This window comes from Limnohabitans sp. (assembly GCF_044361645.1).
Lineage (GTDB): Bacteria > Pseudomonadota > Gammaproteobacteria > Burkholderiales > Burkholderiaceae_C > Limnohabitans_A.
Genome location: NZ_JBIKIL010000218.1, coordinates 1 through 2,645, shown reverse-complemented (window position 1 = coordinate 2,645; position 2,645 = coordinate 1). Strand labels below are relative to the sequence as shown.

2 protein-coding genes are annotated in these 2,645 nt (G+C 63.1%); both read left to right on the top strand.

Annotated elements, in window-relative coordinates; translation table 11 throughout:
* Positions 1-1,111 (top strand): adenylate/guanylate cyclase domain-containing protein (locus ACIQ39_RS19255; protein WP_396436190.1); only part of this gene is annotated, 1,111 nt, incomplete at its 5' end.
* Positions 1,112-1,141: 30 nt separating this feature from the next.
* Positions 1,142-2,578 carry a tetratricopeptide repeat protein gene (locus tag ACIQ39_RS19250; protein ID WP_396436189.1) on the top strand — a complete coding sequence of 479 codons (1,437 nt, stop codon included), beginning with the start codon at positions 1,142-1,144 and terminating at the stop codon, positions 2,576-2,578.
* Positions 2,579-2,645: the final 67 nt, after the last annotated feature.

Sequence of the window (2,645 nt, the reverse complement as noted above, 5' to 3'; positions counted from 1 at the left end):
CGCCTGGGCCCTCATTGGTTCCACCGCCATGGGTGCGGGTGACGCCGTGCCCACGCCCCAAGGCGGCGCCGTGGGCGGCATCGAAGTCCACGCCCAACTGCTGGCCGCTGCACTGGACGAACGTACCCCCTACGTGCCCCACTGGGCCAGCCTCTGGCCTTGGCTCAGCGGCCTCATCAGCGCCCTGGTGCTGCTGCTGGCCCTGAGTCTGCCGCGACCTGGGGCCGCCATCACCGTGCCCGCTGCGGCCCTCGTCAGTGCCCTTGTGGTCTGGGCCGTTCATGCTTACATGCTGCTTGTCCAGCAGCATGTGCTGGCTTGGGGCACACCGCTGCTTTTCATCGGCCTGTTGGCCGCCAGCTTGCTGCTGGCCGAAATGCTGCGCGTGCGCTTAGAGCGCGAACGCCTCTACCAAAACCTTGCGAGCTACCTGCCCGAAGGCGCCGCCCGCAAAGTCGCCTTTGCAGGCCCCACCGCACAGGTCATGGCCCAGCGACAGCAAGCCACCGTCATGTTTGTCGACCTGCGGAACTTCTCGGCCTATTGCGAAGGCCGCAGCCCAGAAGAAACGGCCACCGTGCTGCACATCTTCTACACCACCGTGGACCGCATCGTTACCCAACACGGCGGCGTCGTTGAGCAAATGGTGGGCGATGGTCTCATGGCCGTCTGGAACGGCTCCAGTCCCTGCCCAGACCATGCGAACAAAGCCATTGGTGCGGCCGAAGAAATCTGGCGCGAAGGCGTGGCCCAACTGCCTAAAGTGGCCAGCCGCCAAACCCCGCCCCTCGATCTGGGCATCGGCATCGAAAGCGGCGACATCATGATCGGCTCCTTTGGCCCGGCCCAGCGCCGCGTGCACTCAGTGCTGGGCGAAACCGTCACCATCGCCGCGCGCCTGGAAAACCTCACTGCCGAACTCGCCTACCCCATCTTGTTGGGCCCCGAAGTGGTGCGACAAGCTCAGCCCGCCAAAGCCCAAGCGCTGGGCGACTTCCTGCTTGCAGGCCTCACCCAACCCCGCAAAATCCATTGCCTGCCCGTAACCTATGGGCCAGGGCACCTGCAACTTGTGTACAGTGCCGACCAAGACCAAGCCCTTGTCGGCTAAGCCAGCCGCCGCTGGCTGCCCACACCCCACATGCTTCCAAGCCACCCGATACCGGCCTCAGGCCCACGCGCACCCGCACGCCCCCAAGTCCAACTTGCGGTCACCTGCAAAGACCTAAACCGGCTTGCCCTTCGGGGCGCAGCCTTTGGTCCCGCAGCCTTAGGTGCAGCCTTTTGCCTGCTGACCACCGCACAGGCCCAGACCCCTGCCACAGCCAGCTGCCCCGCCAGTCTGGGCAGCCCATCTCCAAGCAACGCCGAAGACCTGCGCCAACGACTGCAACAACTGCTGGGCCAGGCTGCTGTCTGTGACCTGCGCGCCGACTACCATGCCCTGCTTGGTGCTCTGTGGCTGCAAAGCGGCCAACACAGCAACGCCGCCGACGCCCTCGAAAAATCACTTCTACTCAACCCCGAACAACCCGGCACCCAACTCGACTACGCCCACGCCCTGGCCCTGCTGGGCGCCAAAGACAGCGCGCAACATATCGTCAACCAAGTCAGCGCCCGTCCCGACATCGACCCCGACCTGCGCCAATGGCTGCTGGGCAACGCCGCCCAACGGCCCGAAGCCGCAGCCCAGTGGACATGGGCACAACTGCTACAAACCACGCTCGGTCACGAAACCAACCTCGCCAGCACCACCCACGCCAACGCCATTACGCTCTATTTGTCCAACGGACCGGTGAGCGTGCCCCTGGTCGACGGCACCCGGCCCCAAAGCGGTGCAGCCCTCAAAAACCTGCTGGCCATACAGGGCCAAAGCCCCGCAGGCAGCCCCGACCTGCGCCTGAGCCTGGCCCTGCAAACCCGCAACGCCGCCAGCTTGGCCAGTAACCAGATGCTGGCCGCCTCAGTCACCTATGCCCGCCCCCTGGGGCCAGGATTGGCCCAGCTGCGCTGGGACACACAGCACTACCTAAGTCGCAACACCAACAACTTCCACGACCAAGGCCTCAGCCTTTACTACCAATTTGTGCCCCTGCCCGCACCCTGCATGTGGCGCATCGGTGTGGCCAGCACCGAGCAAACCTATGCCGCCAGCACCAACTTTGACGGGCGCTACACCCAAGCCCGCTTAGAAGGCAGCTGCAAACACCCCGACCGCACCGAAACCCATTTGGCCCTTGGAGCCGGGCATGACCGAGCGGCCAGCAGCCAACGTCCAGGCGGCGACAAAACACGCCGCGACTGGACCCTGCGCCACGACCGACCCATCGGTAAAGCGGCGACCCAAGCGTGGCTCAAACAAACACAATTGAGCGACGCTGAACAGTTCAGCCCACTTCTGGGTGATTTGGTCAGCCGCAGCACTCGCACCGACTGGGGCGTTGGTGCCTGGTGGCCACTGGGCGCGCAATGGAAACTGGGCTTCGACGTGGAATCAACTTCACAAAAATCTCATAACGTATTGTTAAATATCAAAAATCTATCAATTTATGGTGGTCTGCGTTGGACGGGTCCTTGAGCCTGAAAAGCATAAAAATGCTTAAAAAACAGGCAAAAAACGATGTTTTGACACAACAAGGCGAATA

What these genes read in the sequence shown, in the direction of transcription:
- ACIQ39_RS19250 (WP_396436189.1), top strand. Translation starts at nt 1,142, where the DNA reads ATGCTTCCAAGCCACCCGATACCGGCCTCAGGCCCACGCGCACCCGCA.